The organism is Ruegeria sp. BHSC026 (assembly GCF_059613065.1).
The window spans coordinates 260754-286335 of the sequence record NZ_JBXWRV010000006.1 but is presented as its reverse complement, the minus strand read 5'-3'; the positions used below and the strand labels follow the sequence as shown (position 1 = coordinate 286335).

Annotated in this window: 22 protein-coding genes; 7 read left to right on the top strand and 15 right to left on the bottom strand. The window is 65.2% G+C overall.

The features are described from left to right. Positions 1 to 113: 113 nt before the first annotated feature. Positions 114 to 1004 (top strand): DMT family transporter, encoded by an 891-nt coding sequence (locus AC2FME_RS10665; protein ID WP_496800412.1) that lies wholly within the window; start codon positions 114 to 116, stop codon positions 1002 to 1004. Here AC2FME_RS10665 and AC2FME_RS10660 read toward each other — a convergent pair. Then, entirely contained in the window at positions 994 to 1797 is an 804-nt protein-coding gene (locus AC2FME_RS10660) for an ABC transporter permease (protein ID WP_496684134.1), read from the bottom strand. The two genes, AC2FME_RS10665 and AC2FME_RS10660, sit on opposite strands and share 11 nt — an antisense overlap. Before the next feature lie 126 nt (positions 1798 to 1923). On the opposite strand from AC2FME_RS10660, the gene AC2FME_RS10655 reads away from it, so the two are divergent. Beyond that, the gene (locus tag AC2FME_RS10655) at positions 1924 to 2502 is read left to right on the top strand and encodes a GcrA family cell cycle regulator (protein ID WP_496800410.1); all 579 of its coding nucleotides are present in this window, start codon (positions 1924 to 1926) and stop codon (positions 2500 to 2502) included. A 6-nt stretch (positions 2503 to 2508) separates the two neighbouring features. Further along, positions 2509 to 3153 carry an NUDIX hydrolase gene (locus AC2FME_RS10650; RefSeq protein ID WP_496800409.1) on the top strand — a complete coding sequence of 215 codons (645 nt, stop codon included), beginning with the start codon at positions 2509 to 2511 and terminating at the stop codon, positions 3151 to 3153. Between the two features lie 3 nt (positions 3154 to 3156). Here AC2FME_RS10650 and AC2FME_RS10645 read toward each other — a convergent pair whose 3' ends face one another. Together AC2FME_RS10645 and AC2FME_RS10640 are read right to left on the bottom strand one after the other, a co-directional pair. Then, on the bottom strand, positions 3157 to 4236 hold the full coding sequence (locus AC2FME_RS10645) for a T6SS phospholipase effector Tle1-like catalytic domain-containing protein (protein ID WP_496800408.1): 1080 nt from the start codon (positions 4234 to 4236) through the stop codon (positions 3157 to 3159). Beyond that, positions 4214 to 6505 carry a xanthine dehydrogenase family protein molybdopterin-binding subunit gene (locus AC2FME_RS10640; protein ID WP_496800407.1) on the bottom strand — a complete coding sequence of 764 codons (2292 nt, stop codon included), beginning with the start codon at positions 6503 to 6505 and terminating at the stop codon, positions 4214 to 4216. Before AC2FME_RS10640 ends, AC2FME_RS10645 begins: the two co-directional genes overlap by 23 nt. A 145-nt stretch (positions 6506 to 6650) precedes the next feature. Between AC2FME_RS10640 and AC2FME_RS10635 the strand changes: the two genes are divergently transcribed. Both AC2FME_RS10635 and AC2FME_RS10630 read left to right on the top strand, forming a co-directional pair. After that, entirely contained in the window at positions 6651 to 9812 is a 3162-nt protein-coding gene (locus AC2FME_RS10635) for a valine--tRNA ligase (RefSeq protein WP_496800406.1), read from the top strand. 127 nt (positions 9813 to 9939) lie between these two features. Next, a complete protein-coding gene (locus AC2FME_RS10630; RefSeq protein WP_496800405.1) occupies positions 9940 to 11106 on the top strand; it encodes a benzoate/H(+) symporter BenE family transporter in 1167 nt (388 codons plus the stop codon). 27 nt (positions 11107 to 11133) lie between these two features. Here the strand turns inward: AC2FME_RS10630 and AC2FME_RS10625 are convergent, their stop codons facing one another. Continuing rightward, positions 11134 to 11916: a crotonase/enoyl-CoA hydratase family protein gene (locus AC2FME_RS10625; protein ID WP_496800404.1), complete on the bottom strand. Its 783-nt coding sequence runs from the start codon at positions 11914 to 11916 to the stop codon at positions 11134 to 11136. A gap of 144 nt (positions 11917 to 12060) precedes the next feature. Between AC2FME_RS10625 and AC2FME_RS10620 the strand changes: the two genes are divergently transcribed. Continuing rightward, positions 12061 to 13170, top strand: a complete 1110-nt coding sequence (locus AC2FME_RS10620) for a pyridoxal phosphate-dependent aminotransferase (RefSeq protein ID WP_496800403.1) — start codon at positions 12061 to 12063, stop codon at positions 13168 to 13170. On the opposite strand, the gene AC2FME_RS10615 is transcribed toward AC2FME_RS10620, so the two are convergent. The 6 genes from AC2FME_RS10615 to AC2FME_RS10590 form a co-directional block, all read right to left on the bottom strand. Beyond that, on the bottom strand, positions 13167 to 14357 hold the full coding sequence (locus tag AC2FME_RS10615) for a pyridoxal-phosphate-dependent aminotransferase family protein (RefSeq protein ID WP_496800402.1): 1191 nt from the start codon (positions 14355 to 14357) through the stop codon (positions 13167 to 13169). The genes AC2FME_RS10620 and AC2FME_RS10615 overlap by 4 nt on opposite strands. A 52-nt stretch (positions 14358 to 14409) precedes the next feature. Beyond that, positions 14410 to 15045: a bifunctional 4-hydroxy-2-oxoglutarate aldolase/2-dehydro-3-deoxy-phosphogluconate aldolase gene (gene eda, locus AC2FME_RS10610; protein WP_496683347.1), complete on the bottom strand. Its 636-nt coding sequence runs from the start codon at positions 15043 to 15045 to the stop codon at positions 14410 to 14412. 4 nt (positions 15046 to 15049) lie between these two features. After that, complete coding sequence (gene edd, locus AC2FME_RS10605) at positions 15050 to 16855, bottom strand: phosphogluconate dehydratase (RefSeq protein ID WP_496688448.1); 1806 nt, start codon at positions 16853 to 16855, stop codon at positions 15050 to 15052. Between the two features lies 1 nt (position 16856). After that, entirely contained in the window at positions 16857 to 18302 is a 1446-nt protein-coding gene (gene zwf / locus AC2FME_RS10600) for a glucose-6-phosphate dehydrogenase (protein WP_496795600.1), read from the bottom strand. A 146-nt stretch (positions 18303 to 18448) separates the two neighbouring features. After that, complete coding sequence (ptsP, locus tag AC2FME_RS10595) at positions 18449 to 20692, bottom strand: phosphoenolpyruvate--protein phosphotransferase (RefSeq protein WP_496683355.1); 2244 nt, start codon at positions 20690 to 20692, stop codon at positions 18449 to 18451. Positions 20693 to 20738: 46 nt separating this feature from the next. Then, positions 20739 to 21977: an aspartate kinase gene (locus AC2FME_RS10590; RefSeq protein ID WP_149775707.1), complete on the bottom strand. Its 1239-nt coding sequence runs from the start codon at positions 21975 to 21977 to the stop codon at positions 20739 to 20741. Between the two features lie 166 nt (positions 21978 to 22143). Here AC2FME_RS10590 and AC2FME_RS10585 point away from each other — a divergent pair, with 166 nt between their 5' ends. After that, positions 22144 to 22500 (top strand): hypothetical protein, encoded by a 357-nt coding sequence (locus tag AC2FME_RS10585; protein ID WP_496800401.1) that lies wholly within the window; start codon positions 22144 to 22146, stop codon positions 22498 to 22500. Here the strand turns inward: AC2FME_RS10585 and AC2FME_RS10580 are convergent. The 5 genes from AC2FME_RS10580 to AC2FME_RS10560 form a co-directional block, all read right to left on the bottom strand. Beyond that, positions 22494 to 23132 (bottom strand): SDR family oxidoreductase, encoded by a 639-nt coding sequence (locus AC2FME_RS10580; RefSeq protein ID WP_496800400.1) that lies wholly within the window; start codon positions 23130 to 23132, stop codon positions 22494 to 22496. The two genes, AC2FME_RS10585 and AC2FME_RS10580, sit on opposite strands and share 7 nt — an antisense overlap. Positions 23133 to 23135: 3 nt before the next feature. After that, on the bottom strand, positions 23136 to 23582 hold the full coding sequence (locus tag AC2FME_RS10575) for a DUF1178 family protein (protein WP_496800399.1): 447 nt from the start codon (positions 23580 to 23582) through the stop codon (positions 23136 to 23138). 51 nt (positions 23583 to 23633) lie between these two features. After that, entirely contained in the window at positions 23634 to 24119 is a 486-nt protein-coding gene (locus tag AC2FME_RS10570) for an NUDIX hydrolase (protein WP_496713058.1), read from the bottom strand. A gap of 114 nt (positions 24120 to 24233) precedes the next feature. Further along, positions 24234 to 24983, bottom strand: a complete 750-nt coding sequence (locus tag AC2FME_RS10565) for an EcsC family protein (protein WP_496800398.1) — start codon at positions 24981 to 24983, stop codon at positions 24234 to 24236. Between the two features lie 54 nt (positions 24984 to 25037). After that, on the bottom strand, positions 25038 to 25532 hold the full coding sequence (locus tag AC2FME_RS10560) for a GNAT family N-acetyltransferase (protein WP_496688441.1): 495 nt from the start codon (positions 25530 to 25532) through the stop codon (positions 25038 to 25040). Between the last annotated feature and the right edge of the window lie 50 nt (positions 25533 to 25582).

Below are 25582 nucleotides of genomic sequence, written 5' to 3'. Positions count from 1 at the left end.
TATAGCGGGACCGTCACGATGTGAAAAGCCGAAATCGCGATGACAGTTGAATTTGTTGGAACCGTGGGCGTTTGGGGCTTGTCATTCGGGCCGCGCTGCCGCACCGCTGGGCCATGTTCACGCCCAAGGCTCACAACCCGGCATTGGCCGCCGGTCTGATCTTTTGCGCCAGCGCCTTCATCGCGGGCACCACGTTGCTGGCCAAGGCGCTGGGCACCGATGCGCTGGGCCCGCCGCTGCATCCGCTGCAGATCAGCCACGGGCGGTTCCTGTTCGCTTTCGTCGCGATCGCGGCCACCGTCGCGGTGCTGCGCCCCCGGCTGCGGCGACCGCATTGGGGGCTGCATCTGGGTCGCACCAGTTTCGGCTGGGCGGGGATTTCGCTGATGTTCGCCTCGGTCGCCTACATCCCGATTGCCGATGCCACCGCGATATCTTTCCTGAACCCGGTATTCGCGATGGTGCTGGCCATCCCGCTGTTGAAAGAGGGCGTCGGCCCCTGGCGCTGGCTGGCCGCAGCGGTGGCGTTGGCGGGCGCGTTGATCTTGCTGCGCCCGACGCCCGCAAGCTTTCAGCCCGCCGCCCTGCTGGCGCTGAGTGCGGCGGCTGTGATCGGAATGGAGCTGATCTTCATCAAGAAACTGTCGGGCCGCGAGGCGCCGATCCAGATCCTGCTGGTCAACAACGCGATGGGTGTGACCATCGCCACGGTCGCGGTGCTGGCGGTCTGGGCACCGCCTACGTCCGCGCAATGGGCAGCGCTGGTCGGGATCGGGATGCTGATGGCCTGTGCGCAGGCCTGTTTCGTCAACGGCATGGCGCGGGCCGATGCCTCGTTCGTGGCGCCGATCAGCTATGCCACGCTAATCTTTGCGGGCCTGTACGATTTTGCGGTGTTCGACGTGATCCCGGATGCGGTCAGCGTGACCGGGTCGGGCATCATCCTGACCGGAGCGCTGATCCTGGTGTGGCGCGAAGGTCGGGCGCGGCGGGTCAGGCCTTGAGCCGGTAGCCCGTGCGCAGCATCTGCCAAGTCACCGCACAGACGGCCAACGTGGCCCCGCCGCAGACGGCCAGCCCCAGCAGCGGCGAACTGTCCGACACGCCGATCATCCCGAACCGCAGCCCGTCGATCAGGTAGAACACCGGGTTGGCATGGCTGAGGCGGTTCAGCAGCGGCGGCAGCGCCTCGACCGAGTAGAAAGTGCCCGACAGGAAGGCCAGCGGGGTGACGATGAAGTTGGTGATGGCCGCCATCTGGTCGAACTTGTTGGCGAAGATGCCCGCAAACAGGCCCAGACCGCCCATGAACGCACCGCCCAGCACCACGAAGGCCAGCGCGATCAGCGGATGCGCCGGCACCAGCCCCAACACCAGCGCCAGGGCCGCGGCCACGACCAGCGCGATCAGCACGCCCCGCGCAATGCCGCCCGCCAGATAGCCCAGCAGGATTTCGAGCGGTGACAGCGGCGGCATCAGCGTGTCCACGATGTTACCCTGCACTTTGGAGATCACCATCGAGGACGAAGTGTTGGCAAAGGCGTTCTGAATCACCGTCATCATCATGATCCCGGGCGCCAGAAAGGTCAGAAAGGGCACGCCCATCACATCCGGCCGCCCCGGGCCGACAGCGATGTTGAAGATCAGCAGGAACAGGCCAGCAGTGACCAGAGGCGCCAGCAGGGTCTGCGTCCAGACCGCCAGAAAGCGCAGGGTTTCGCGCTGGGCCAGTGTCCACAACCCCATCCAGTTGACCGCTCCGAAACGGCGCATGTCCTGATCCGCGAGATTCTGCATTCCTGCCCCCAATCTGATTCGATGACCGCTTGTAACTCGGCCCGCAGTGATTAGAATAGGGCGCTGAGACGAATTCCGAAGGCGGCCCGTGACCGAGGCCGCTTTCCCGCTTTTGAAAGGCTACCCATGTCCTGGACAGACGAGCGCGTAGAACTGCTCAAGAAAATGTGGGGCGAAGGCCAGTCGGCCAGCCAGATCGCCAAGGAACTGGGCGGGGTCACCCGCAATGCGGTAATCGGCAAGGTCCATCGCCTGGGCCTGTCAAACCGGACCACCGGCGCCGCACCGGCCAAGGCCGAGCCCAAGGAAAAACCAGCCCCCACGCCCAAGGCCGAAACCAAGCCCAAACCCGCCCCCAAGACCGAGCCGGCCCGCCCCGCGGCAGCCGCGCCGGCCGCCGAGGCGAAACCGGCCACGCCGCCGCGCCGCCAGATCATTCCGGCCGGCCAGCCGCTGCCGCCGCAGCCCTCGGCCAATGAAATCAGCCCCGAGGCGCTTGCCAAGGTCAACGAGGTTGAGAAGAAGGCCAAGAAGCTGTCTCTGATGGAACTGACCGAGAAGACCTGCAAATGGCCCGTGGGCGATCCGGCCACTGATGATTTCTGGTTCTGCGGTCTGCCGGCCGAGCCGGGCAAACCCTATTGCGAGGCGCATGTGGGTGTCGCCTTCCAACCCATGAGTGCGCGCCGCGACCGGCGTCGGTAACACCCGGTGCGCCGGGATCCGACCGCGACGGAGGATACCTGGCTGGCGCAGGCCAAACGATTGTTGGCGCTGGCCGAGACAGGCCAGCACTTTACCACCGACCCTTTCGACCGCGAGCGTTATGACGAGATCGCCGGTATCGCCCGCGCCATGCTGGCCGATCTGGGCCGGGTGCCCGTGTCGCGGATCGAGGGGCTGATACCGCCCCATGCAGGCGGATACGCCACCCCCAGCATCGACATCCGCGGCGCCGTGATCCAGAACGGCCAAATCCTGCTGGTGCGCGAGCGCAGCGACGGGTTGTGGGCCATGCCGGGCGGGTTTGCAGATATTGGTAGCTCTCCCGCGGAGAACATCGAACGCGAGGTCTTTGAGGAAGCCGGGCTGCAAGTCAGGGCGCACAGCCTGTACGCCCTGCGCCACAAGGCGCGGCACCCCTACCCGGCGGATGCCCGCGATTTCTACAAGCTGTTCTTCCTGTGCGACCCAGAGTCCGGCACCGCGCCGCAGCCAGGCGCCGAAACCAGCGATGCGGGCTATTTCGCGCCCGATGCGCTGCCCGCCCTTTCGCAGGTGCGCAACCTCGAGGCGGATATCCACGCCGCCTTTGACGCGCATCGCCGTGCGCCCAGTCCGGCGAGTTTCGACTGAAACCTATTGCGCGGGGTGCGAATGCGGCCCGGCCGGCAGATGCACCCATTTCGGCAGCTCGTTGGGTGATACCGAGACATGCAGTCGTTCCGACGGGTCCTGCCCGACCGAGCGGTGGCGGCGCAGCAGAAAGATCTTGCCCCACCCGCGCCAGGTGCCGACCGATGGCGCGTGCGGATCGGTGGGAAACCGGCTGCGCCAGCCCTCGGGCAGCGGCAGACCGTGCAATTCGGCCTTGTCCAGCATCCACACCAGCGAAATGTTGGCCAGCGGCCGCGCCGGCTCGAACCCGCTGAGCTGCCCGCCCACGTCGCCATGGGTGCCACGGAACCAGACCTGTTCGACACGGCCCTTGAAGTCGGCGGTGTCCTGCCACAGGACCGGAGTGAACACTTCGCGCGTCTCATCCATCGCAAGCGCGTGATAGCCGTTTCGGGTCGCCTGCCCCAGATGGTGATGATGGAAGGCGTGGCGCTCTTCGGCCAGGCGCCACAGCAGCGGCAGCCGCAGGCCTAGTGCCTTGACCGAGTCCCAGACGCCGATCATCTCGATCTCGACACCATCGTGACAATAAAGCCGCCGGAAATCCTGCGCGGCCTTGCCGCGCGGATTGTTCTCATAGTGGCGGTAGGCCTGCTTGATGTTGCGCTCGGTCGCGTGTTCAGGGCGCAGCAGCCCGATCATGTCGATCACGCCCGCCAGGCTGCGCACCCCATAGGCGCCGCGCGAATACCCGATCAAGTAAATCCGGTCGCCCGGCTTGTAGCGCGACGCCAGATAGCCATAGGCCCGGCGAATCTGCCGATTGATCCCGCGTCCCATCATAACGTCCAGAGTGGATTTCCAGCTGTCCCACTGGACACCGCCTTCGTAGAACACCGAGACGTTGCCACCCATCTCGCGGCACATCCGATAGGTCAGGCCGGCATGCGTTTCTCGGCCGGGTTCCAGCGTGGACATGGTGCCGTCAAGGATGATGACATGGCTGATCGGCTCGCGATGACGCGTTTCACCGGAATGTTCCGACCGCAGCGGGCGGCCAAGCCATCCGAGGAGTTTTCTACCGATCCACGTCAACTGCATCCGACAGCATTTCCCAAACCCTGCGGGGTGTAAAAGGCATGTCCACCTGTCGCACCCCGTGATCCCACAGCGCGTCCTGAACTGCGTTTGCCACGGCCGCCAATGCGCCGACCGTGCCTGCCTCGCCACAGCCTTTCATTCCCATCGGGTTGGCCGTTGACGGAACCGGCGCCGAGGTAAACCTGATCATCGGAAGGTCGTCGGCGCGGGGCAAGGCGTAGTCCATGAAAGTAGCCGTCAGCAGTTGCCCTTCGGCATCATGCACAACGTGTTCGCACAGCGCCTGACCGATGCCCTGCGCCACCCCGCCATGCACCTGGCCTTCGGCCAGCATCGGGTTGATGAGATTGCCGAAATCATCGACCACCGTATAGCGGTCGACCGATGTTGTGCCAGTTTCCGGGTCGATCACGATCTCGGCGACATGGGCGCCGTTGGGATAGCTGCGCGCCTCTAGCCGCGTGCGGGCCTCGTGCTGCAGCAGGTCGGTGCGGCCATCCGCGCGGGCCATTTCAGCCGCTTCGATCAGCGTGGGCGTCAGGTTCGACCCCGGCGCGCGAAAGGTTTCATGGTCGAAGGTCACATCGCTTTCCTCGACCCCCATTTTATCCGCCAGATAGGGCGTGAATGCGGCAATCATCTGGTCAATCGTGACCAGCGTCGCCGCGCTTTGGACCGTGACCGAGCGCGACCCGCCGGTGCCGCCGCCCTGCGCCATGCGGTCGCTGTCGCCCTGCACGACCCGGATCCGGTCGGCCGGAATCCCCGTCTGATCCGACAGGAACTGGGCGTAGACCGTCTCGTGCCCCTGCCCGTTCGATTGCGTCCCGACATAAAGATTCACGGTTCCGTCCTGACAGAATTCGACTTTTGCGCCTTCGGAAGGGTCGCCCAGAATGCTTTCAATATAGTAACAAAGCCCCTGCCCCCGGATCAGACCGCGTTCGGCGTCGGCGGCCTTGCGCGCGGCGAAACCGGCGGTCTGTTCGGCGGCGCGGGACAGGACCATGTCGAAATCGCCCACGTCATAGGTTTCACCTGTGGCCGAGACATAGGGAAAGGCGTCGGGCCTGATGAAATTGCGGCGGCGCAGCTCCCAAGGGTCGACGCCCAGTTCCCGCGCGGCGCGGTCCATCGCGCGTTCCAGCACATAGATCGCCTCGGGGCGGCCGGCACCGCGATAAGCGTCGACCTGGGTGGTGTTGGTATAGAACCCCTCGACCCGCAAATAGGTTTTCTGCACGTCATAGACGCCAGGCAGTACGCATTTGAACAGGTTGGTCTGGATCGCCTGGCCGAAATGGCTGTTGTAGGCGCCCAGGTTGCACCGGCTGTGCACCCGGTAGGCGGTGATGCGAAGATCCTCGTCAAAGGCCAGTTCGGCCAGCGAGGTCAGGTCGCGCCCGTGGTGGTCGGACAGCATCGCCTCGGTCCGGTCCGACATCCAGTGCACGGGCTGGCCCAGTTGCATCGCCGCTACCGCGACCGAGAAATACTCGGGATACGGCATCGCCTTCATGCCGAACCCGCCGCCCACGTCGGGCGTTGTGACATGGACCGCCTGCGGGTCCAGCCGCAGCTTGTCGGCCAACTGCGCCTTCATTCCCCACACGCCCTGCCCGCCATAGCTGAAATGCAGCCGCCCATCGGACCAGACCGCATTGCAGCCGCGCGGCTCGATCGAGTTCACGATCACCCGGTTGTCGGCCACCTGCAGCGACACGACATGGGCGGCGGCGTCAAAGGCGGTCTGGGTCGCGGCCTCGTCGCCCACGGCCCAGTCAAAGGCGCGGTTGTCGGGCGCCTCGGGGTGCAGCGGCTCACCGCCCGGCGCAAGGTCCAGCTTGGCGGGGCGGTCGGCGGTGTCCATCCAGATCAGTTCGGCGGCGTCGCGGGCCTGCGCCAGCGTTTCGGCGACGACCATCGCCACCGGCTCGCCGACAAACCGCACCCGGTCGCGGGCCAGCATGTGGCGCGGGGGATTGGCGGCGCGGGTGCCATCGCGGTTGACAAGGATCGTGGCGCTCAGCACCGGGTCGATTCCGGCGGCGATCAGGTCGTCGATGGTCAACACCAGCCGCACGCCGGGCGCGGCGCGGGCGGCGTTGAGGTCCAGCCCGGTGATGTCGCCATGCGCCACCGGGCTGCGAAAGAACACTGCGTGCAGTGCGCCGGGTGGTACCGTATCGTCCATGTAGCGCCCCTGCCCGGTCAGGAACCGCCGATCCTCGGTCCTGGAGACCGGCTGGCTTTTGCCGAACTTTTCCATGACGCGCCCCTTTCGCTGCCTCAGACCGCGAGCCTAGCCGTGATGCGGCGGATGTCCAGTGCGCGGGGTGCTTGGCCCTTTCCCTTCCCGCCGCCATTCGCTATTGCAGGCGCTGACCCAAGATCGATGACGCAGGACGCACCCGATGGCGATGGACAAGACATTCAACGCGGCCGAGGCCGAGGCCCGGATCTACAAGGCCTGGGAAGAGGCCGAAGCCTTCAAGGCAGGCGCGAACAAGTCGCGCGACGAGAGCTTTTGCATCATGATCCCGCCGCCGAACGTGACCGGCGCGCTGCATGTGGGCCATGCGTTCAACAACACCCTGCAGGACATCCTGACCCGCTGGCACCGGATGCGCGGGTTCGACACGTTGTGGCAACCCGGCCAGGACCACGCCGGCATCGCCACCCAGATGCAGGTCGAAAAGAAGCTGATGGCCGAGGAAGGCAAAAAGCGCACCGACTACTCGCGCGAGGAGTTTCTGGCCAAGGTCTGGGAGTGGAAGGGCCAGTACGGCGGCACCATCATCGAACAGCTGAAACGCCTCGGCTCTTCGTGCGACTGGTCGCGCAACGCCTTCACCATGGCCGGCGCGGCCGGCGACCCGCGCACGGGCCACGAAAACAGCCCCAACTTTCATGACGCGGTCATCAAGGTCTTTGTCGACATGTACGACAAGGGCCTGATCTACCGCGGCAAGCGGCTGGTCAACTGGGACCCGCATTTCGAGACCGCGATCTCGGACCTCGAGGTCGAGAATATCGAGGTCGCCGGCCATATGTGGCACTTCAAGTACCCGCTGGCCGGGGGCGAGACCTACACCTACGTCGAAAAGGACGAGGACGGGAACGTCATCCTCGAGGAAGAGCGCGACTATATCTCGATCGCCACGACCCGCCCCGAGACCATGCTGGGCGACGGCGCGGTTGCGGTGCACCCGTCGGACGAACGCTATGCGCCGATCGTCGGCAAGCTGTGCGAAATCCCGGTGGGCCCGAAAGAGCATCGCCGCCAGATCCCGATCATCACCGACGAATACCCCGACCCGAATTTCGGCTCGGGCGCGGTGAAGATCACCGGCGCGCATGACTTCAACGATTATCAGGTGGCCAAGCGCGGCAAAATCCCGATGTACCGCCTGATGGACACGCGTGGCCACATGCGGGCCGACGGCGCGCCCTATGCGGACGAAGCCGCCAAGGCCCAGGAATATGCCCGTGGGCGCGAATTCACCGAGAACGAGATCGACGCGATCAACCTGGTGCCCGACCATCTGCGCGGCCTGGACCGGTTCGAGGCGCGCGCCAAGGTGGTCGAAGAAATCACCGCCGAAGGCCTGGCCGTGATGACCCGCGCGGACGATCCGCGCCTGGGATCGACCGCGCTGAAACCCGATGCCGAGGGCGCCGACGCGCTGGTGCCGCTGGTCGAAAGCAAACCGATCATGCAGCCCTTCGGCGACCGCTCGAAGGTGGTGATCGAGCCGATGCTGACTGACCAGTGGTTCGTCGAGACGTCAAAGATCGTGGGCCCCGCGCTGGACGCGGTGCGCGACGGCCGGGTCAAGATCATCCCGGAATCGGGCGAAAAGACCTATTACCACTGGCTGGAGAACATCGAGCCCTGGTGCATCAGCCGCCAGCTGTGGTGGGGGCATCAGATTCCGGTCTGGTACGGGCTGGACCTGTCGGCCGAGGATTTCAAGGATGACGAAAACGACGGCGAGCTGGACCTGGTCGAACTGGGCCGGCTGCTGAACGAAGGCGGCATGCTGCACCGGGGCGCGGTCATGGAGTGCGCCGCCAGCTTCGAGGACGTCACCGGAAAGTTCCTGGATGACAATGCCGACATTCCCAGCCCGCTCAGCCACGCCACGGTGATCGAGGTGGCCGACAAGCACGAGGCGATCCACCGGTTCGCCGAAAGCTTGGCGCAATACGCGATCGACCGCGATCCGACCAAGCTGGTCTATCCGGTCTGGCGCGACCCGGATGTGCTGGACACCTGGTTCTCGTCCGGCCTGTGGCCCATCGGCACACTGGGCTGGCCCGAACAGACCGAGGAATTGGAGCGCTACTTCCCCACCGATGTCCTGATCACCGGGTTCGACATCCTGTTCTTCTGGGTCGCCCGGATGATGATGATGCAGCTGGCCGTGGTGAACGAAATCCCGTTCCACACTGTCTATCTGCACCAGCTCGTCCGCGACGAGAAGGGCAAGAAGATGTCCAAGACCACCGGCAACGTCATCGACCCACTGGAAATCGTGGACGAGTTCGGCGCCGACGCGCTGCGCTTTACCAACGCCTCGATGGCAGCCATCGGCGGCGTGCTGAAACTGTCGCGCGAGCGCATCACCGGCTATCGCAACTTTGGCACCAAGCTGTGGAACGCCGTCCGGTTTGCCGAGATGAACGAGGTCTTCACCGACGCCGTGCCGCAGCTTGACGTGGCCGACCTGCAGCCCAAGGCGGCCGTGAACCGCTGGATCATCGGCGAAACCGCCCGCGTGCGCGAAGAGGTCGACGCGGCGCTGGAGAGCTATCGCTTCAACGATGCCGCCAACGGGCTTTATGCCTTCGTCTGGGGCAAGGTCTGTGACTGGTACGTGGAACTGTCCAAACCGCTGCTGCAGGGCGACGATGCCGAGGCCCAGGCCGAGACCCGCGCCACCATGCGCTGGGTTCTGGATCAGTGCCTGATCCTGTTGCACCCGATCATGCCCTTCATCACCGAAGAGCTGTGGGGCCTGACCGGCACCCGCGCCAAGATGCTGGTGCATGCCGACTGGCCAACCTATGCCGCTGCCGATCTGGTCGATGCCGACGCGGATCGCGAGATGAACTGGGTGATCTCGGTGATCGAGAACACCCGCTCGGCCCGCGCCCAGATGCGCGTTCCGGCGGGCCTGTACGTGCCGATGCTGGTAACCGAGATCGACGCCCACGGCCAAGCCGCCTGGGACCGGAACGAGGCGCTGATCAAGCGGCTGGCCCGGATCGACAGCCTGACCAAGGCCGATACGCTGCCTAAGGGCACGATCTCGATCGCGGCGCCCGGCGCGTCCTTTGGCCTGCCGCTGGCCGACATCATCGACATCGGCGCCGAAAAGGAACGGCTGGAAAAAGCCAAGGGCAAACTGGCCAAGGAACTGGGCGGTCTGCGCGGGCGTCTCAACAACCCCAAATTCGTGGCCTCGGCCCCGGAAGAGGTGGTGGAAGAGGCCAAGGCCAACCTAGCCGCCCGCGAAGAGGAAGAGGCCCGCATCAACGAGGCGCTGGCCCGACTGGCCGAGATCGCCTGATCCGTCAGCCCCCCGCACTCGCTCGACGAAACCCCGCCGCGCACGCCGGCGGGGTTTTTTCCACCCGCCCCTGTTCACCGTGCCAAACGGTTGCTAGCAATCTCGGGACCAATCCACCGAGGGCCCCATGTCCAGACCCTTTCCGCCGATGCAGACCGTTTCAACCGGGCTGGTCGTGGCCATAGTCGGCTTTTTCAGTTCGTTTCCGATTGTCCTGCAGGGGCTGGACGCCATGGGTGCCTCGGGGCCGCAGGCGGCATCGGGGCTGATGATGGCCGCCCTTGCCATGGGGCTGGCTGCCATCCTGCTCAGCTTGTGGTACCGCCAACCGATCAGCGTAGCCTGGTCCACGCCCGGTGCGGCGCTGCTGGCGGTTTCGGCCGCGCCGGCTGCGGGATTCTCGGGTGCCACCGGCGCGTTCCTGTTTGCAGGTGCGCTGACCGTGTTGGCCGGGCTGTGGCGCCCTGTGGGGCGGTTGGCCGCGGCCATTCCCACCTCCTTGGCGCAGGCGATGCTGGGCGGGGTGCTGCTGCCGCTGTGCATCGTCCCGTTCAAGGCCGCGGTCGAGATCCCCTGGCAGGCCCTGCCGGTGATCCTGACCTGGTTCATCGCTGGACGCGTGCACAGACTGCTGGCGGTCCCCACCGCCGTTCTGGCCGCCGCGCTGGTCGTCGTTCTGTTTTCTGACGGCCCATCGGTCCGCCCCGACCACCTGCTGGCCGCGCCGGTCTGGACCACGCCCACCTTCTCGGTCCCGTCGATGATTGGCATCGGGGTGCCGCTATTCGTGGTCACGATGGCCACTCAGAACATCCCCGGCATCGCGGTCATGCGCAGCTTTGGCTATGCCCCGGTCGCAGGACGGCTGTTCTCGGCCGTGGGTGGGGCCAGCATCCTGTCGGCCTTCTTCGGCGCGCCTGCGACCTGCCTCGCGGCCATCACCGCCGCCATGTGTTCGAACGAGGACAGCCACCCCGACCGGGATCAGCGCTATTGGTCTGCGGTCATGGCTGGGGTGTTCTATTGCCTGTTCGGGGTATTCGCTGTGGCCATCACCGGTTTTGCCGCCCATGCCGATCCGATGCTGATGGGCACGCTGACCGGCGTTGCGCTGATTGGCGTCATGGCCAATGCCACCTTCGCCGCGCTCGAGGTTCCGGCCGAGCGCGAAGCCGCGATCCTGACCTTTGCCATCACCGCCTCGGGCATCACCGTGTTCGGCCTGGGCGCGGCGGTCTGGGGTCTGCTGGCAGGCGGCATCGCCTATGGGGTGACGACGCGCCTGCGGGGCTGAGGGCTAACTGGCTGCGCCCCGCGAGCTCTATTTGAATTCGGGCTTACGGCCCTGCATCTGGGCCATCACCACTTCCATCTGGTCGGGTTTGCCGATCAATTCGACCTGTTCGGCGGATTCGGCCAGCAGAACCTCGGCGCGCGACTTGCATTCGGCCACCTCGATCAGACGTTTCGCGGCGCGAATGGCCGAGGGGCTCTTGCCCGCAATATCCTCGGCCAGTGCGATGGCTTCGGTCAGTGGATCATCCGACAGGCTGGTGACCAACCCCCAATCGGCGGCTTGTGCAGCACCGATGGGCCGCGCGGTGTAGGTCAGCAGGCGCAGCACGTCCGACCGCACCAGTTTCGGCAACAGGACCATGCCGCCCATGTCGGGGATGATGCCCCATTTCATCTCCATCACGGCCAGCTTGGCGTCGGGATAGGCAATGCGGATATCGGCGCCCAGCGCGATCTGCAGGCCACCACCATAAGCCACGCCCTGAATGGCGCAGATCACCGGCACCGGCACGCGGCGCCAGACCAGCGCCAGTTCCTGCATCTCATTCGCGTCGTCATGGCTGCGGGTCATCAGCCACTCGGTCGGGTCCTTGTGCGCCATGGTCGCGAAACTGGCCATGTCGAGCCCCGCGCAGAAGCTTTTGCCCTCGCCCGACAGCACCACGGCACGGGCGTCCGAGGCGGCGACCTCTTGCCCCGCTGCCAGGATCGCCTTGATCATCGCATCATCCAGCGCGTTCATCTTGTCGCCGCGGGTCAGGGTGACGTGGGCGATGTGGTTCCTGTATTCGACTGATACGCGCGCCATCTGGGCCTCCGGGTTTGATGTTCCGGGCAAACCATGCCCCGAAACCCGCAGCCGACGCCAGCCCGACGTGAGGGCAGATCAGTGCGGACGCCCCGGCCCCATGCAAGGCTTGCCCCGGCCATGCCCTTGGGATTATCTGCGCCCATGACCGGACCCAGATACACCCCGCTTGCCCAATCCCTGCCTGCAACCGTGCCCTTCGTCGGCCCCGAGACGCAGGAGCGCCAGCGCGGTGCGCCCTTCGTCGCCCGGCTGGGCGCGAACGAGAGCGTGTTCGGCCCCTCGCCCCGCGCGATCGAGGCGATGCGTCAGGCCGCTGACGGCATCTGGATGTATGGCGACCCCGAGAACCACGATCTGCGCCATGCGCTGGCCGATCACCACGGGTTCAACCCCGACAACATCGTGGTCGGCGAAGGCATCGACGGGCTGCTGGGCTATCTGGTGCGCCTGATGGTCGGTCCGGGCGATGCGGTCGTGACCTCGGACGGGGCCTATCCCACCTTCAACTACCACGTCGCAGGCTATGGCGGGGCGATCCACAAGGTGCCTTATGCCAACGATCACGAAGACCTGACCGCCCTGTTCGCCAAGGCGGCCGAGGTCGGGGCCAAGCTGGTCTATCTGGCCAACCCGGACAACCCGATGGGCAGCTGGCATCGCGGCGCGGACATCGTCGCGGCGCTGGACGCCCTGCCGGACGGCTGTCTGCTGGTTTTGGACGAGGCTTACGTGGAATGCGCGCCTGACGGCACCGCCGCGCCGGTCGCGGCGGATGATCCGCGCGTGATCCGGATGCGCACCTTTTCCAAGGTTTACGGCATGGCCGGCGCGCGGGTCGGCTATGCGATCGGAGCGCCCGGGTTGATCTCGGCCTTCAACAAGGTGCGCAACCATTTCGGCATGAACCGCATGGCGCAGGCCGGGGCGCTGGCCGCCCTGCACGATCAAGACTGGCTGAAGCAGGTACAGGCGCGGATAGTCTCGGCCCGCGACCGGATCGGCGCGATTGCGCGTGACAACGGGCTGAGCCCGCTGCCCTCGGCCACCAATTTCGTGGCGATCGACTGCGGGCGCGACGGAGCATTTGCCAAGGCGGTGCTGGATGCGCTGGTGGCGCAGGGGATCTTCGTGCGGATGCCATTTGCAGCCCCGCAGAACCGCTGCATCCGCGTCAGTTGCGGCACCGAAGCCGACCTGAACGCCTTTGCCGCCGCCCTGCCGCAGGCGCTGGCGGCAGCGCGCAACGCCTAGCCCGCCAGAACCGCCGCCGCAGCCTCGAGCGCGCCGGACCCGCGCGGGATCTCCAACGCGGCCATGGCGGTTTCGATGCCGCCCAGCAGGCCCATGACCATGTGACCGTTCAGATGGCCCATGTGGCCCAGCCGGAAACACGCGTCCTCGTCCGCCATGCCCAGCCCGATACCCAAGGTCAGGCCCAAATGCCGCTCGGTATAGCTGCGCAGGGGCGTGCCGCGACCCTCGGTCAGGCGCAGGGCGGTGACGGCATGACTGCGATGCGTGCGATCACCAACGTTCAGGTGCAGCGCCCCGCCCTCGGCCCACCTCTCGCAAGCGGCCCAGACGGCCTGTGCCAGCCGCGCATGGCGGGCCCAGACCTGCTCAATCCCTTCGGCATGGATCAGATCCAGGGCGGCGCGCAGACCATACAGGTGGTGGGTTGGCGCGGTGCCGCCGAAATACTGATAGAACCAGTCGGGCTCTGATCGTGGCTGCCAGTCCCAATAGCCCGAAACCCGCGGCATCGCGGCCCGTTTGGCCTTGGCCCGGTCGTTGAAGAACACGAAGGACATGCCCGCCGGGGTCATCAGCCCCTTCTGGCAGGCGGTGACCATGACATCGACGCCCCAGTCATCCATCTCGAAACGGTCGCAGCCCAGCGAGGCGATGCAATCCGCCATCAGCAATGCCGGGTGGTTCAGATCGTCCAGCAGCGCCCGCAGCGCCGAAATGTCGTTGCGGATCGAGCTGGACGTGTCCACATGAACCGCCAGAACCGCCTTTATCCGGTGGTTGGCATCAGCCCGCAGGGTCTGTGCAATCCGGTCCATGTCCCACGGGTTGGAAGGGCCGAAATCGATCAGGTCGACCTTCACGCCCAGACGCTCGGCCATTTCCGCCCAGCCATGGGTGAACCGCCCCGAAGCCGGAGCCAGCACGGTTTCCCCTGGCGCCAGAACGTTGGACAGTGCCGCCTCCCACGCGCCGTGGCCGTTGGCGATGTAGATCGCCACCTCGTGCCGGGTACGGGCCACGCGGCGCAGGTCGGCCGTCAGGTCGGGCATCATCTCGACCAACTCGCCGGCGTAGATATTGGGCGACGGGCGGTGCATGGCCTGCAGCACCGCGTCCGGAATCACGGAAGGGCCCGGAATGGCCAGATAACTTCGCCCTTGGGCCAAGGATATATTGTCTGTCATGTGGATCAACCTGCCTGATATGGAGCCCACCCTAGCGCCGGGTCAGGCGAGGTCAATCCATCAGCGCGGCCGCCTCACGCGCGAGGGCTTCGATCCTCGCCCACTCGCCCTGCGCCACCATCTGTTTCGGCGCGACCCAGCTGCCGCCCGCACAGATCACATTGGGCAGGGACAGGTAGTCGCGCGCGTTGGCGGGCGAAACGCCGCCTGTCGGGCAAAAGGTGATCTGCGGCAGCGGCGCGCCGATCGCCTTGAGCGCAGGCGCCCCGCCCGAAGCTTCGGCCGGGAAGAATTTCAGCATGTCATAGCCCTGCTCGAGCAGGCGCATCGCCTCGGTCGCGGTGGCCGCGCCGGGCAGCAGCGGCAGGCCCTCGGCCTCACAGGCGGCGATCAGGGCATCAGTAGCACCGGGCGATACGCCGAATTGCGCGCCGGCTTCTTTCGCGGCGCGGACATCTTCGGGCGTGACCAGTGTGCCGGCCCCCACGACCCCGCCGGGCACCTGCGCCATGGCGCGGATCGCGTCCAGCGCGGCGGGCGTGCGCAAGGTCACCTCGAGCGCGGGCAAGCCACCGGCCACCAGTGCCTCGGCCAGCGGGCGGGCATGCGCGGCGTCATCGACGACCAGAACCGGGACGATGGGCGCCAATCCGCAGATCTCGCGGGTGCGTTGGGTTTTTGCGGACATAGGATCAGGCTCCGAAAATGCTGGCACCGGCATCGGCCGAGCCGACGGCGTTGCGGAACGTGGTGAACAGGTCGCGGCCGACCCCGTATTGATGCGCCGAAAGATCGGCGGTGGCGACGGGGCGGTCCAGCACGCCGGGGGTCAGGATTTCAAGCTGACCCTGCACCGCGTCGACGCGCAGCAGGTCGCCATCGCGCAGCTTGGCGATCGGGCCGCCATCCAGCGCCTCGGGGCAGACATGGATCGCCGCGGGCACTTTGCCGGAGGCCCCCGACATGCGGCCATCGGTCACCAGAGCCACCTTCTGCCCGCGCCCCTGCAGGATCGACAGGATCGGCGTCAGCGAGTGCAGCTCTGGCATGCCATTGGCCTTGGGCCCCTGGAAGCGGACCACGACGATGACATCGCCGGTGAACTCGCCGGCCTTGAACGCGGCCTTGACCTCGTCCTGGTCGTGGAAGACGCGCACAGGGGCCTCGACCACCTGGTGTTCGGGCGCCACGGCCGAGACCTTCATCACGCCGGTACCCAGATTGCCGCTCAGGCGCGACAGGCCACCGGTGGGCTGGAACGGGTCATTGGCAGGGCGCAGGATCTTTTCGTTCAGACTGTGGCCGGCGCCGTCCTCCCAGACCAGCGCGCCATCGATCAGCTTGGGTTCCTGCGTGTAATGATGCAGCCCCTGCCCCGCCACGGTCAGCGTGTCGGGATGCAACAGGCCTTCGTCCAGCAACGTGCCGATGGTATACCCCAGCCCGCCCGCGGCATGGAAATGGTTCACGTCGGCCAAACCGTTGGGATAGACCCGCGCGACCAGGGGCACGACGCCCGAGATGTCCGAGAAATCCTGCCAGTCCAGCACGATACCCCCGGCACGGGCCATGGCGATCAGGTGGATCAGCAGATTGGTCGACCCGCCCGTAGCCATCAGCCCCACAATGCCGTTCACGAAAGCCCGTTCGTCGAGGATCTGACACACCGGCGTGTAATTGTTGCCAAGCGCGCTGAGCGACAGGGCACGGCGGGCGCCTTCCTCGGTCAACGCATCGCGCAGCGGCGTGTTGGGGTTGACGAAGCTGGAGCCCGGCAGGTGCAGGCCCATGAACTCCATCAACATCTGGTTGGTGTTGGCGGTGCCGTAGAAGGTGCAGGTGCCCGGCCCGTGATAGGCGGCCATTTCGGCGGCCATCAGTTCTTCGCGCGTGGCTTCGCCGGCGGCGAATTTCTGGCGCACCTTGGCCTTTTCGTCGTTGGGCAGGCCGCTGGTCATCGGGCCGGCGGGCAGGAACACCGCCGGCAGATGGCCAAAGCTCTGCGCTGCGATCACCAGCCCCGGCACGATTTTGTCGCAGACCCCCAGGAACACCGCCGCGTCAAATGTATTGTGGCTGAGCGCCACCGCCGCCGCCAGCGCGATCACGTCGCGGGAGAACAGCGACAGTTCCATCCCGGCCTCACCTTGCGTGACCCCGTCGCACATGGCCGGCACCCCGCCCGCCACCTGCGCGGTGCCGCCCGCGGCACGGGCCGCGCGCCGGATCAGTTCGGGATAGCGCTCGAACGGCTGATGCGCCGACAGCATGTCGTTATAGGCGGTGACTATGCCTAGATTGCCCACGCTGGTGGTGGCCAGCGTCTGCTGATCGGCCCCTGCCCCGGCATAGGCGTGGGCCTGGCCGCTGCAGGACAGATGCGCGCGTGCCGGCCCTTCGGACCGAGCCTGCTCCATCCGCTGCAGATAGGTGCGGCGGGGATCGGCGCTACGCTCGATTATTCTTTGGGTGACATCGGTGATGACGTTGTGAACCATCTCAACCTCCGATCTGGCGCCAGCGGCGCCCGTCGCGATGCATCAGCATCAATGCGTCTTCCGGGCCGGAACTGCCCTGATCATAGCGCGAGGGACGGTCGCCGCGCTCTTCCCAGCCCTTGATGATGGGATCGACCCAGGCCCAGGCGGCCTCGACCTCGTCGCCGCGCATGAACAGGGTCTGGTCCCCGCGGATCACGTCCATCACCAGCCGCTCATAGGCGTCCTGCGCGCGCACATCGGCACCCAGCGCCTCGGCAAAGCTCATGTCCAGCGCCACATCCGTCAGGCGGAAGCCACCCGGGCCGGGATCCTTGATCGTGGTGCGCAGGGTGATGCCCTCGTCGGGCTGCAGGCGGATCACCAGCACGTTGCCGTGCAGCGGGCCGACATTGGGAAAGATCGTGTGCGGCGGGTCGCGGAAAAACACCGCGATTTCGGATTCACGCGCGCGCAGACGCTTGCCCGTGCGCAGATAGAACGGAACTCCCGCCCAGCGCCAATTACCTACGCGCACCTTCAGCGCGATATAGCTTTCGGTCAGGCTGTCAGGGTTGCCCACATGATCGACATACCCGTCGCCGCCCTTTTCCGCCCGGTACTGGCCGCGGGCGATGTCGGTCGAGGCCACAGGTTCCAGTGCTTCGATCACCTTGACCTTTTCACTGCGCACCGCGTTGGGCGAAAAGGTCGAAGGCGGCTCCATTGCAGTCAGGCACAAAAGCTGCACCAGGTGGTTTTGCACCATGTCCCGCATCGCGCCGGACTGGTCGTAATAGGCGCCACGCCCTTCGACCCCGACGGTTTCGGCCACGGTGATCTGGACATGATCCACGTGGGTCGCGTTCCACAGCGGTTCGAACAGCGAGTTGGCAAAGCGCAGCGCCATCAGGTTCTGCACCGTTTCCTTGCCTAGGTAATGGTCGATCCGATAGATCTGATGTTCTTCGAAACAGGCGCGCAAACCTTCGTTCAGCGCCTTGGCCGAGGCCAGGTCATGGCCAAAGGGTTTCTCGACCACGATGCGGCTGTCGGGCGTGGCAAGCCCGTGATCATGCAGGCGCTGCGCGATGCCGGGAAACAGTTTCGGACCGACCGACAGGTAAAAGGCGCGCACCACGTCGGGGCGCAGTGACTTGGCCAGCTTGTCCCAACCGTTTTCGCCCAGCGCATCCACGGGCACGTATTCGACCCGGGCCAGGAACCGGTCCAGAACGTCTTTCTTGAAGGACGGCGCGAATTCCTTCATCGATTTGCGCACCTGAGCACGGAACCCGTCATCGTCCATATCCGACCGCGCGGTCCCGATGATGCGCGCATCTTCGGGCATCTGCCCTACTTCGAACCGATGGTAGAGGCCCGGCAGGATCTTGCGCTGGGCCAGATCTCCGGTCGCGCCGAACAGGACCAGATCGAATGGATCTACGGGGATTACGCGTGAAACCATGGCTGGCTCCCTTTTTCGGACAATCCGGCGCAGTCTGCAGCCAGACACCCTGTTACCGCTAACATTTGTGGCTTGGATAGAAAGACCAAGCCCAAAAAGCAAGCCCGGAATTCGCTAACGGGCCCTTTTTCGCGGCCATCATGCCTTCAGCCGTTGGCGCGCAGATACTCCATGATCGCCGGGCGCACCGATTGTTCGCCGCGATGGCGGGCGTCGGCGATGATCTTGCGGACCTCCTGCAGGTTGGACCGCAGCAGCAGGCTCTTGACCGGGCCGATCGAGGCCGGGCGCATCGACAGGGTGCGGATGCCCATCGCCGCCAGGCACAGCGCCTCGATCGGGCGGCCGGCATCCTCGCCGCAGAAACTCAGCGGCGTGTCGGAAATTCCGCACCGTTCGACGATGCGCTCGATCAAGCTGAGGAAGCTGACATTCAGGGTGTCATAGCGGCGTCGCACCAGCTCGTTCTCGCGGTCGGCGGCGAAGAAGAACTGTTTCAGGTCGTTGCCACCGATCGAGATGAAATCGACCTCGTCAAAGAATTTCTGGGGGGCAAAGGCCAATGACGGTGTTTCCAACATCGCCCCGATTTCAAGCGTTTCAGGCAGAACATGGCCCAGGCGCTTTTCGCGCTCGATGGTCTTGTTCACCTCCCACCGGGCCTCGCGGTATTCATCGGCTTGCGCCACGAAGGGGAACATCACCGTCAACGGTCGCCCCTCCGCGGCGCGGATCAGCGCCTGCAGCTGCATGCGCATGACCCCGCGCTTGTCCAGGCCCACGCGTATGGCGCGCCAGCCCAGCGCCGGGTTGGGCTCGGCGACATGCTTCATGTAGGGCAGCACCTTGTCCGACCCGATATCCAGCGTTCGGAATACCACGCGCTTGCCATCGGCCGAATCGAGAACGCGTTTGTACTGCGCCACCAGTTCGGACCGCTTCGGCATCTGGTTGCGGATCAGGAACTGCAATTCGGTGCGGAACAGGCCAACGCCCTCGGCCCCAGACGTTTTGAGCGACGGCAGGTCGGCCATCAGGCCGGCATTCATCACCAGGTTTATCCGCTCGCCATCCTTGGTCACGGTCGGGGTTTCACGGATCGAGGCATAGCGTTTCTGCGCTTCGGCCTGCATGGCCATCTTGTCGCGGAAGGCGCTGACCACAGTATCCTCGGGGCGCAGATGCACCACCCCCTCGTCGCCATCGACCAAAATGTGGTCGCCGTTCAAAGCCTCAGTCGTGATCCGGCCCACATGCACAACCAGCGGGATGGCCAAGGCGCGGGCGACGATGGTGGCATGACTGCCGACCGAGCCTTCCTCGAGCACGATGCCCCTCAGCGACCGACCATATTCAAGCAGATCGCCGGGGCCTATATTGCGCGCCACGAGGATCGGATCGGGCGGCATCTCCTTGCCGTTGTCGCGGCCCTGCCCCGTCAGAATGCGCAGCAGGCGGTTCGACAGATCGTCCAGATCGGCCAGCCGTTCGCGCAGATAAGGGTCGGTGACCTGGTTCATCCGGGCGCGGGCCTGCGACTGCTCCTTTTCAACGGCCGCCTCGGCGCTGAGGCCGCGGGCGATATCCTCCTCCATCCGCCGCATCCAGCCCTTGGAATTGGCGAACATCCGATAGGCTTCTAGGACCTGCAGCTGTTCGGTATCGCCGCCCCGCGAGATTTCCAGCATCTTGTCGACGCCCACGCGCAGTTCTTCGACCGCCGCGTTCAGGCGCTCAAGCTCGCGGTGCGGATCATCGGCGATGGGGTTGGTGACCACGACGCGCGGTTCGTGCAGCCAAACATGACCTTCGGCCGACCCTTCCTGCGCGGGCCCACCCCGCAACAGCCGCGATTGCTGGTGCAACGGCGACAAGGCCGCCCCTTCGCCCACGAAGGCGCCCAGCTCGGCCATCTCGGCCAGCACCATCGCGACCACTTCCAGCGCATAGACCTCGTCGGCGGAAAACTCGCGCGCGTCGCGCGACTGCACGACCAGAACGCCCAGCTTCTGGCCCAGCCGCTGGATCGGCACGCCCAGGAACGACGAATACCGCTCCTCGCCTGTTTCCGGCATGTAGCGGAAACCCTTTTCCGAAGGCGCATCGGCTGTATTGATCACCTTGCCGAACTTGGCCACGCGCCCCACCAGGCCCTCGCCCAGTCGCATGCGGGTCTGGTGCACAGCTTCAGGGGCAAGCCCTTCGGTCGCGCAGAGTTCAAGGGTTTCGTCGTCGCGGAACAGGTAGATCGAGCACACCTCGCACCGCATGCTGTCCGCGATCAGGTGCGTGATCCGGTCAAGACGCTCCTGACCGGCCGCCTCGCTTGCCATCTCCTCGCGCAGCCGCCCCAGCAGCTTGCGGGATTCCGTTTCCATTCCGTCTGCCATCGCCCGGTCTATCCTGCGGTGTCAGGCGGGACCTTGGCCGAAACGCTCAGGCCGCCTTGTCCAGTTCAAAGGCATCATGCAGCGCCTGAACGGCAAGTTCCATGTATTTCCGGTCGATCAGCACGGAAATCTTGATCTCGGAGGTTGTAATGACCTTGATGTTGATCCCCTCATCCGAGAGTACCTTGAACATCTTGGCCGCCACGCCCGATTGCGAGCGCATGCCGATTCCCACAACCGAAACCTTGGCCACATCGGTATCGGCGACCAGTTCGGCATAGTTCAGATCACCACGCTCCTTGACCGCCAGCAGCGCCTTTTCGGCGCGCGCCACCTGGTTGGTTGGGCAGGAGAAGGTCATGTCCGTGCGCCCCTCGTCCGAGATGTTCTGCACGATCATGTCGACATTGATCCCCTCATCGCTGAGCGCGTTGAAGATGATCGCGGCGATGCCGGGGCGGTCGGCGACCGACACGACGGTCATCTTGGCCTCGTCCCGCGAATAGGCCACACCCGAGACTACATTGGATTCCATGATTTCCTCCTCGTCGACGACCAGGGTTCCGGCCTCGTCGGACTGTTCCTCGAAGCTCGAGAGAACACGCAGTTTCACCTTGTACCTCATCGCCAGCTCGACCGAGCGGGTCTGCAGCACCTTGGCCCCCAACGAGGCCAGTTCGAGCATTTCCTCGAACGAGATCTTGTCCAGCTTGCGCGCCTTCTCGCAGATGCGCGGATCGGTGGTATAGACGCCATCCACATCCGTGTAGATGTCGCAGCGTTCGGCGTCGAAGGCCGCGGCAAAAGCCACTGCGGTGGTGTCCGAGCCACCCCGACCCAACGTGGTGATCCGCCCCTCGGGGCTGAGGCCTTGAAAACCCGCCACCACGGCGACCTTCATGCCCTCGCCGAACTTCTGGTTGATGTTGTCGGTTGGAATGTCCAGGATCCGCGCCGCCGAATGGGCGCCATCGGTCAGCAGCGGCACCTGCCAGCCCTGCCAACTGCGGGCGGGGATGTCCATTTCCTGCAAGGTCAGTGCCATCAGACCGGCGGTGACATTCTCGCCCGAGGAAACTACGGCATCATATTCGCGCGCGTCATACAGCGGCGAGATCTCGTCAACCCAGCCTACCAGTTCGTTGGTCTTGCCCGACATGGCCGACACGATGACGATGACGTCATAGCCCTTGGCCACTTCGACGCCGATGCGCTTGGCTGCGCGGCGGATGCGGTCGAGGTTGGCGACGGATGTGCCGCCGAATTTCATCACGAGTACGGGCATGGGGGCAAATGTCTCCGCGCCTTGGATTTCCGGTCCCGTGCGTCTTATGCGAGGGGACCCGATAGGGCAAGAGTGCAAAGGGGCGCGCCCTGCGGCGCGCGGCCGCTTTACAACCGGTGCCGGCAATGCCAGCGTGGGATCAGCCGTTTACACCATGAGGTTTTTCATGCTGCGTTTCGCTTCCGCCCTTGCCCTGATGTCCACACCTGCGGTGGCCCAGGTGGCCACCCTGTCCGGCACGGATGGTCAAAACGCCTTGGGAACCGTGCCTTGCACTGCCCTGTCCGGCCAACCCCTGCAAAGCTGCCCGGCCGAGTTGCGCCGTAAAGAGGACGGAACCGCCACGCTGGCGGTACAACTGCCCACTGGCGAGGTGCGCCGCATCTATTTCACCGATGGAAAGCCGGATTCCAGCAGCGCAACCGCACAGATCACGTCGGAAACCCGCGGCGATATTCTGGTGATCTTCATCGATCCCGGTGAAGTCTACGAGATTCCCAAAGCAGCGCTGGCAGCTCAGTAAGGATGCGCCTGCCCGTCCCACGTTTCGAAACACCCGGTGGTATCCAGGCTTAGCGCCTCGAAACGCTCGGCCAGCCCGGCAACGGCCTGTGAGACGGTGATGTCGGCGGCCTGACCGCCCATGTCCGTCCGCACCCATCCGGGGTGATAGATACCGACGGCGATGCCGTCCCGCTTCAGATCGACCGCCAGGTTGCGCCCGAGATTCAGCGCGGCAGCCTTTGAAGCACGATAGATATAACTCCCTCCTGGCGCCCGTGTGTGCGAGGCCATCTGCGACGAGATGATCGCGATCTTGCCGCGGGCGGCCCGCAGATTGGGCAGCAGGGCCTGAATAGTCAGAAACACGCCGGTCACATTGGCGGCGAAGGTCTGGGCCCACATCTCGGCCGGATAGCCCTCGATCGTCTGGCCCTTGTCCAGATAGACGCCCGCGTTGCACACCAGCAGGTCAACCGGTTGCCCGTGCAGCGCGCGCGCCATAGCCGCATGATCGGCCGGATTGGTCACGTCCAGTTTGACCTTGGCACTGCCATCGCGGGCGGTGCCGGTGACCTGGTGGCCCTGCCCTTGGTAGAGATCGGCCAGAGCCCGTCCGATCCCCCGATTGGCGCCGGTGATCAGAACATGCATCGCTCAGTTCGTCTTTCGGCTGGGCACGAAAGGCAGAGGCGCCACCGGCACACCATCTTCGATCAGCGCCTTCGCCTCCTCCAACCTGGCCTCGCCATATATGGGACGCTCGGGTGCTTCGCCCAGATGAATCTTGCGGGCCTCGCGCGCGAAATCCCGCCCGACGTAGTCGGAGTTGGCCTCGACCTTGGTGCGCAGCTCTTTCAGAACGCGTTCGATTTCGACACGGGACGGAGCTGCGCCAGGGTCGGGGGCGGATCGCGGGATTTGGGGTTCGGCCGTGCGCCCTGTTTGCACGCGAGGCGTCATGATCGCTTTTTCAACAGACGTGCAGCCGCATTGCGCGCAGGATACCATGCCCGCCTTGGCAAGCTTGTCATAGGCATCGGCCGACTGGAACCAGCTGTCGAACCCGTGACCGTTGCTGCATTTCAGGGCGTATTGAATCATCTTGCGTCCCAAAAGTCGGTTGTTGAATAGATACCGTCAGACATGGCGATATCAAGCCTTTCTCGCTGAGCCTCGGGCCTCAGCAGGCGAAAAGCCCCGGAGCAATGCGGACAGGTCCCGCCCGGAAACCCTGTCGGCCCCCTCGTCCAGCTTGAACCATGCCCTGCGCCGCTGACCGGCCTCGGGGAAAATTTCGGCCACCTCGGTGACCCGCAGAGGGAAGACGTCGACCAGACACATCACGCGCCCCAGCCGCTTGTGGTGCTTGGCATGGGCGAAACTTCCGATACGCCGGGTGTCGCAATGGCCGGTCGCGCCGGCCTCTTCCCAAGCCTCGCGCGCGGCGGACTCCGCGTCGCTCAGCCCGGTTATTGCCCAACCCTTGGGAATGATCCAGCGGCCGGACCCGCGCGTAGATATCAACAGAACTTCAAGCCCTGCCTGCGTCTGTCGATGGCACAAGGCCGCCACTTGCCGAATGACCGGCAGTGGCTCGGAGGCGAATGCGCCGTCCGACGAAATCCCGGCGTCTTTCACGTTCAGCATCCTCTCGACAGGCCTCATTTTCCTGCTAAACCGCCCGCTTGTCCCGCAGGTCGGTCAGTTTCAAACTACCACTTCGGGCGGAATTGTCCAATTTGGGGCGATCTGTCACCCAATTATGCGGCGCTCCAGCCGCTGAACCAGATCTTCATGTGGAATGTCGGCGTCGACGGCCAACCGACGCAGGCCGAAGTGAACCCGGGCGATCTGCTGGTAATAACGGGAATAGACATAGTTGATGCCGCCCCCGGCAACGGCCCCAAGCACCGGCAGGGTCTGCGCGGCCAATTTCTGACCAAGCGCCACCGACAGTCTGGGCGCAACGGCCGCGATCAGCTTTTGTATCGCCGGGCCGGTCAATGTCAGGCGCACCGAGAAGAAACCCAGGTCGGCGCCATCGTCATGCGACAGCGGGCCGGCAGCGGACAGAACCCGCACGCAGTCGAACTTGACGTTTTCGGCCGATGGATCGAACCCCTCGCGGGCGGCAGCCCCCTGGATCGCACGCAACAGCATGGTCGTCGTGACCGGCAGTTCGATCAGCGCGGTGGTCAAGCCGCCCGTACCGCCAACTGCGCCCATGGTGGTGGCGACGATCGTGTTGACCCACGGCTCTTGATCCGGGACTGCGCGCCGCGATCCGTTCGCCGCACGGACGGCCACCCACAGCGCCTGTTCGGTAGCCCCCGTCAGACCCGATCGAACCGGAGCTGGCAATTGCTCGAGCAATGATTCCGCCGATCCGCCCATGCGGTTCAGAAACTTCACGCCGGCGCCCCCGGCGTCGCGATAGTATCCCGCAAGTCGGTCAAGCTCGGCTTCGGGGTCAGGGCACTGCACTCGCAAAATATCGTGCATCCGGTCTCCTCCTGCACCCGAAAGATCGGCATCAGTGCGTGCGCTTTCAATAGGTCAGCGTGTCCAACGCGTGACTTCTCCGCCTATTCCCTTCCAGGCGCCGGGCGCCAAATCCAGGCCAAGCACACGATCCGGGTTGGTTGGCGGCGGCATCTCTACCCCCTCGAGCCGGGCAAACCCAAAGCGTGAATAGTAGGGCGCGTCACCGACCAGCATGACCCGCTCCCACCCTTTGGCCCGCCCCGCTTCGATGCCTTCACGGATCAGAAAACCACCCAACCCTTCGCCCTGGTGGGTTGGGTGGACGGCCACGGGCCCCAGCAAAAGCGCATCGTGTGCGCCAACATGAACCGGCCAGAATCGGATGGCCCCGGCCAAAATCCCCTGCCCGTCGCGAGCCACCATCGACAGCCCTGACACTGGCGGAACATCGTCGCGCAGGCGGTAGGACGACAGCGCCTCGCGCCCCGGCGCAAAGCACAGGTCGTAGAGGGCTTCGACTTCCCACCAATCCTCCGGCTCTTCCGGCCTGATCCCGAACTGCTGCACCGCGGCCCTCTTTTCGACTCTGGAAATCGCCCTAGCACTTCGCTAGGCCT